General features: G+C 76.2%; 5 protein-coding genes. 1 reads left to right on the top strand and 4 read right to left on the bottom strand.

Annotated features, from left to right (window positions below):
• Nucleotides 1-367: 367 nt before the first annotated feature.
• Nucleotides 368-1,426, top strand: a complete 1,059-nt coding sequence (locus ACEPPI_RS39490) for an enoyl-CoA hydratase/isomerase family protein (protein ID WP_373920079.1) — start codon at nucleotides 368-370, stop codon at nucleotides 1,424-1,426.
• Between the two features lie 145 nt (nucleotides 1,427-1,571).
• On the opposite strand, the gene ACEPPI_RS39485 is transcribed toward ACEPPI_RS39490, so the two are convergent.
• From ACEPPI_RS39485 to ACEPPI_RS39470, 4 genes are all read right to left on the bottom strand, one after another.
• Nucleotides 1,572-2,315, bottom strand: coding sequence for a TetR/AcrR family transcriptional regulator (locus ACEPPI_RS39485; protein WP_373920078.1), 744 nt, complete (start codon nucleotides 2,313-2,315; stop codon nucleotides 1,572-1,574).
• 349 nt (nucleotides 2,316-2,664) lie between these two features.
• Complete coding sequence (locus ACEPPI_RS39480) at nucleotides 2,665-3,735, bottom strand: alpha/beta hydrolase (protein ID WP_373920077.1); 1,071 nt, start codon at nucleotides 3,733-3,735, stop codon at nucleotides 2,665-2,667.
• Nucleotides 3,736-3,892: 157 nt separating this feature from the next.
• Nucleotides 3,893-5,482 (bottom strand): molybdopterin-dependent oxidoreductase, encoded by a 1,590-nt coding sequence (locus tag ACEPPI_RS39475; protein ID WP_373920076.1) that lies wholly within the window; start codon nucleotides 5,480-5,482, stop codon nucleotides 3,893-3,895.
• Between the two features lie 166 nt (nucleotides 5,483-5,648).
• Nucleotides 5,649-6,109, bottom strand: a 461-nt coding sequence (locus tag ACEPPI_RS39470) for an anti-sigma factor (RefSeq protein WP_373920075.1), incomplete at its 5' end; no start/stop codon positions are given.

The following is a 6,109-nucleotide window of genomic DNA, read 5'->3' as shown; positions in this document are numbered from 1 at the left end:
GTGCGCCCGGCGCGCCACCGGGCGGGTGCGGGGGTGGGGCGCGGACCCCGGTCCCGCCGCTGCGCGCCGAGCCGGGCGTGGCCTTCCCGCAGGGGCACACCCAGCTGGGGCCGCATCGGACACCGCGGCCGCCGGCCGTGGGTGCGCCCCCGACGGCGGCCGCGCACCGCTGCGGCCGGTCCTCGGCGAGCGCCTTCGCCGACGTCTCCGGGCGCGCCCTCGGGCATACGCCCGCCGCCCACCCGTCGTGCGCGGGGTGGCCCGAACCGGACGCACACCCCCCAGACCGCCGCACATCCCGAAAGATCATCGAGATCATCGGAAATGATCTTCTCTGTACCGTCGAGACGACATACTGACCGGTGTGATGATCCAAGACGACACCGTTGTGATCGAGACCCAGGGCCGCGCGGGGGTGCTCACCCTGAACCGCCCCAAGGCCCTCAACGCCCTCACCCACCCCATGGTGCTGCGGATCGCGGAGGCGCTCACGGCCTGGGAGCAGGACCCCGCAGTGGACCACGTCATGATCCGCGGCGCCGGGGAGCGCGGCCTGTGCGCGGGCGGTGACATCCGGGCCATCCACGCGGACGCGAAGGCGGGGACCACGGGCTCCCTCGACTTCTGGCGCGACGAGTACCGGCTCAACGCCCGCATCGCCCGTTACCCCAAGCCCTACGTGGCCTTCATGGACGGCATCGTGATGGGCGGTGGCGTCGGGCTCTCGGCCCACGGCAGCGTCCGCGTCGTCACCGAGCGCTCCCGGGTGGCCATGCCCGAGACCGGCATCGGCTTCGTCCCCGACGTCGGCGGGACCTGGCTGCTCTCGCGGGCCCCCGGTGAACTCGGCACCCACCTCGCCCTGACCGGCGCCGCGGTCGGCGCGGCCGACGCCCTGCTGTGTGGGCTCGCCGACCACTACGTGCCCTCGGACTTCCTGGCGGAACTCCTCCGGGACCTCACGGAGGGCACCGACGGCGCCCCCGCCGACAAGGTCGTGGCCCGCTACGCCCTCCCCGCCCCCTCCTCGGGCGAACTCGCCGCCGACCGGGAGTGGATCGACCGGTGTTACGCCGCCGACACCGTCGAGGAGATCCACTCCCGGCTGCTCGGCACCGGCCTGCCGGCGGCCCGTGAGGCCTCCCGGACCCTGCACGCCAAGTCCCCCACCGCCCTCAAGGCCACCCTCGCGGCGCTGCGCCGGGCCCGCGCGCTGGACTCCCTGGAGCGGGTCCTGGAGCAGGAGTACCGGGTTTCCAGCGCCGCCCTGTCCGTGCCGGACCTGGTGGAGGGCATCCGCGCGCAGGTGATCGACAAGGACCGCCGCCCCCGCTGGTCCCCGGCGGCGCTGGTCCAGGTGCGGCCGGCCGCGGTGGAGCGGTTCTTCGCCCCGCTCGGCGAGGGCCGCGAACTGACCTTCCCGTAGGGCCGGCCGGGGACCGGGGACCGGGGCCGGACCGGGCGCGAACCGTACGCCCGGACCGCCCGCGGACCGCGTACGCCCGGACCGCCCGCGGATCCGGCGCCCGGACCGCCCGCGGATCCGGCGCCCGGTCGCCCGCGCCGCCCGGTCAGCCGCGGTCGATCCGGGTCGCCAGGCCGTCGAGGACCCGCTGGAGCCCGTAGTCGAAGTTGTCCTCGCGCAGCCGCGCCGGGTCCTGCTCCCGCTGGGTGGCGTAGTGGTCCTGCGTCAGCGGGTGCTCGTCGGGGGCGTGCCGCCCGGTCGGTGCCAGGGACCGCAGCCAGTCGACCTCGCTCATGCCGCTGCGGGCGAGCAGCGAGAGGTAGGAGGCCTCGCTGGTCGTGGCGCCGATGACGTAGGAGATGACCGCCTTCATGGCGAGGTCGGCCTCGCCGGGAGGGAAGCCGGCCGTCCGGGCCAGCCGCAGCATCCTCTCGGACATGCGCATCAGGTTCGGGCCCAGGTGGGCCAGTCCCACCTGGCCGAGGACCGAGGCCACCCAGGGGTGGCGCAGGATCATGTCGCGCAGGCTGTGCCCGCTGTGGGAGAGGGAGGCGCGCCAGCCGTCCGGACCGCCGGGCTCGGGGAGCTCCAGCTCGCCGTACACCTCGTCCACGACCAGCTCGATCAGCTCGTCCTTGTTGGCCACGTGCCGGTAGAGGGAGGTGGCGGCCGTGCCCATCTCGGCGCCGAGCTTGCGCATGCTCAGCGCCTCGATGCCCTCGGCGTCGAGCAGCCGCACCGCCGCCGCGACGATCTGCTCCTGGCTGAGCGAGGCCTGCTCCTTCTGGCGGCGCGGCCGGGCCCAGACGGAGGGGACGGGGGCGGAGGACTGCTGCTCTGATGGGGACATGCCCCCACCCTAGCCCTCTGCGGACGCTGTACGCGGCATGCGTACAGCGGAATCACGGGGGCGGGTCGCCGGTCGGCGCCACCGCCCCGCGGCCCGCGCGGGACGCCGTCCCGGAGACCGCGGAGAGCGGGACCCCCGCCGGCGCGTCGCGCCGGTCCCATCCCTGACGAAGCGTGCGCACCGCTTGAACAACGGGCCCTTCGGGCCGCACTGTTGGCCGGTAGTCGTCCATCTGGCCAGGAGACCGCCTTGTCGCCGCACACCTCACCAGCGCAGCTTCATCGGCAACAGCGTCGAGGCGCTCCCGGTCCGCCTGGCCTGACCTGGGCGGGCGCGGTCCCGGGCCGCACTACGGGGCGGGCGCGGGCGGGGAGAGTTCGGTGCTGAGCCACCCCAGCGCGTCGGGGTACATCCCGCTCCACGTCTGGAAGTTGTGGCCGCCGGCCGGGCGGACCAGCGTCTTCACCCGCACCCCGGTGCCCTGCGCCGCGCGGGCGAACTCCGCCAGCTGCCGTGGCGGGCTCTCCTTGTCCTGGGCGGAAGTGGCCAGGAACAGCCCGACGTCCGCCCCCTTCGTGTGCCCGAGCAGCCACGCCGGGCTGTTGCGTTCGCGCAGCCCGGGATCGGCCAGCACCCCCGCGTCCCCGGTCAGCGGATCGGGGTCCAGGGCCGCGCCCGCCCGGAACACCTTCGGGTACTGCAACGGCAGCTTCGCCGCGCAGAACGCCCCGGTCGAGACGCCCATCAGCCCCCACCCCTTCGGCTCGGGCAGCGTACGGAAGTTCTTCGCGACCAGGTCCGGCACGTCCCGGGCGAGCCAGGTCGCGATCTTGCGCTGCGGGGTGTCGCTGCAGTCGGTGTTCACCCCGCCCGGATAGATCTCCGGCATCACCAGGATGAACGGGCGTGCCTCGCCGAGCTGGACCAGCCGCGCCAGCGCCCCGGGCATGGAACCCAGGTCCATCCAGGAACGCGGCGTACCCGGATAGCCGTGCAGCAGCATCACGACCGGGAACCGGGTCCGGTCCGCTCCCGGGGCGTCGTACGCCGGGGGAGTCCACACGATCACCTGCCCGGCGAGCTTCGAGTGACTGCCCCGGACGTACGTGCTGAGCGTGCCGTCGCCCCCTTGCGTGAACTTGGCCCGGCCGACCGGCGGCCCCGTCATCGCCGAGGCGTCCTGTCCGTTCCCGGTGCCCAGCAGGTCGTCCCAGGAGGAGTACAGCCCGAAGCTGCCGTTGATCCACGCGGCGACCACGCAGATCGCCGTCAGCTGGCACAGCCCGATCATCAGCACCCGCGCCGTCCACCGCAACGGGGCGGGCCCCGGGACCCGGTTCCACAGCAGCAGCGCCAGGAGCACGGCCAGCGCCGTGACCGCGATCAGCGTGACGAGGAACGCGGTACTGGTCAGCTCCACGGCGTCGGCTCCTGACGTGCGGGAGGGCGGGACGGCAGGCGGGTGACGTCCTGACGGGGCCCTCAATGTACGGCGCCCACGGGCCCGCGGGCGCGGGCCCGCGTCGTGTCGCCGCGGGCGCCGGGGCGGACCCGCCGCCGCCCCGGCCCGCCCCCGGTCACGGCGGGCGGACGTCCACGGTGACCGTGTGCCAGCCCGTCGCCCCGTCCGGGAGGGTCCCGGAGCGCGTGCCCGTCTGGGTCCGTCCCGAGCCGTCCGTGGCCCGGACCTGGAGCGTGTGCCCGCCGGGAACGGCGTCCCAGGGCCACACCCACTGCCGCCAGGTGTCGACGCCGTCGGCCGCCGCCAGCCGGGCCGCGAGCCACGGGCCGTCGTCGACCCGCACCTCCACCCGGGAGATGCCCCGGTGCTGCGCCCACGCCACCCCGGCCACCATCACCCGCCCGGGTGACACCCGGCCGAAGGGACGCGGGGTGTCGATCCGCGACTGCGTCTTGACGGCGGCCTGCTGCGCCCAGGAACGCCGGACCCAGTACGCGTCGAAGGCGGCGAAGGTGGTCAGGCGCAGCTCGGTCAGCCACTTGCAGGCGGACACGTACCCGTACAGGCCCGGGACGACCATCCGGACCGGGAAGCCGTGCGCGAAGGGGAGCGGCGCGCCGTTCATCCCGACGGCGAGCAGCGCGTCCCGGCCGTCCATGACGGTCTCGACGGGCGTTCCGATGGTCATCCCGTCGACCGAGCGGGCCACCAGCTGGTCGGCGGGGCCGCCCTCGGAGGGCGGGCGCACCCCCGCCTCGCGCAGCAGGTCGGCCAGGCGGACTCCGAGCCAGCGGGCGTTGCCCGCGTACGGGCCGCCCACCTCGTTCGAGACGCAGGTCAGGGTCACGTCGTGCTCGACGAGCGGCCGGGCGAGCAGGGCCCGCAGGTCCAGGTCCAGCGGCTTGGCGACCCCGTCCCCGCGCAGCGTCAGCCGCCAGGTGCCGGCGTCCACGCGCGGGACGACCAGGGCGGTGTCCACGCGGTAGAAGTCCCCGTTGGGGGTGATGAAGGGGGAGAGGCCGGGGATCCGCAGGTCCGCCCCGGCGGGTACGGGCGGCGCGGGGACGGCCGGCGGCGGCAGAGCGAGGTCCGCCCGGGACGCGGTGGCCCGCGCCGAGCCGTGGGCCCCGAGACGGCGCCCGGCGAGTCCGGCCACCGCCGAGGCCGTGACCGTGGCCGCCACGATCCGGCCGAAGCCCCGCCGGTCCATGGGCCAGGTGCCGCCGGGCCGCCCCGGCGAGGGGCGGGGCCGTCGCAGGGTGGTGACCAGCAGGTACAGCACTCCGGCCGCGACCGCCCCGCCCGCCAGCGACGGCAGGGCGTCCCGCCAGCCGGCCTCGGGCCGGCCGAGCGCCGCCACCGCCCCGAGCACGCCCACCGCACCGGCGAGCACCAGGCCCGTACGGAGCCGGTGTACGGCGAGGACGCCCGTCGCGGCGGCGAGGACCGCCAGCACCAACGTGATCCCGAGGGTCAGCACCGGCTTGTCGGCGGTGCCGAGGGTACGGATCGCCCATTCCTTGACCGCCGCGGGCGTACGGTCCACCACGGCCCCGCCGACCGCGGTCAGCGGGGCCGCCTCGGGCCGGACGGCCACTGCCGCCAGCGATGCCACCGCCAGTCCGGCGAACGCCGACACGAGACCGGCGACGGCCCCGGCCGGCCACAGCCGGCGGGCGCCGCCCGTCCGCCCCACGGGTCCCATCGGCGTTCACCTCCGCCCGTCCGCACATCGCCGTGCGCGTGGTCCGCTCCGCGCGCTGCATGCGAGCACGCGCCGCCGCGCGGAGCCGGTACCCCTCCACCCTTCCACGGTCGCGCGCCGGACGCCGGACGCCGGACGCCGGAGCGGCCGCAGCCGGCGGAGCCGGCTACGCGGTCCGGGTGCCGGGCAGGGCCAGCAGCACCAGGGGCTTCGTCGTCGGGGCGGCGGAACCGCCCTCGGGCTCCACGGTGACGCCGATCCCGGTGGCTCCGCGCACCGGGCCCGCGAGGAGGGCGGGGGCGGCGGGGCGCGCGGGATCCATCAGGCCCGCCGGGCGCATGCCGCCGTCCGGACCGGCGAACCACAGCTGGTAGACCCGCCCCGCCGGGGGCGCCGCCATCCCGGAGGGCACGAACACCGCCCGGTCCCGCTCGCGGGAGAGCACCACCGTCCCCGTACCGCCGTCCGCGATCCGGCCGGACGCCAGCCGGGCGTCCGGGGCGGACAGCACCCCGGCCAGCGCGGCCTCCCGGGCCTCGGCCTCCCGGGCCTGCTGTCGCGCGGCGTCCGCCCGCTGGTACTGCCAGGCCGCGACCCCGCCCAGCCCGGCCGCCACCGCCACGCAGG

Source organism: Streptomyces sp. AB3(2024) (assembly GCF_041862025.1).
GTDB lineage: Bacteria > Actinomycetota > Actinomycetes > Streptomycetales > Streptomycetaceae > Streptomyces.
The sequence above is the reverse complement of the archived record's forward strand: the minus strand, read 5'-3'. Positions and strand labels throughout refer to the sequence as shown.

Coding starts and splice junctions, on each gene's coding strand:
- ACEPPI_RS39490 (WP_373920079.1), top strand. CDS start 368: ATGATCCAAGACGACACCGTTGTGATCGAGACCCAGGGCCGCGCGGGG.
- ACEPPI_RS39485 (WP_373920078.1), bottom strand. CDS start 2,315: ATGTCCCCATCAGAGCAGCAGTCCTCCGCCCCCGTCCCCTCCGTCTGG.
- ACEPPI_RS39475 (WP_373920076.1), bottom strand. CDS start 5,482: ATGGGACCCGTGGGGCGGACGGGCGGCGCCCGCCGGCTGTGGCCGGCC.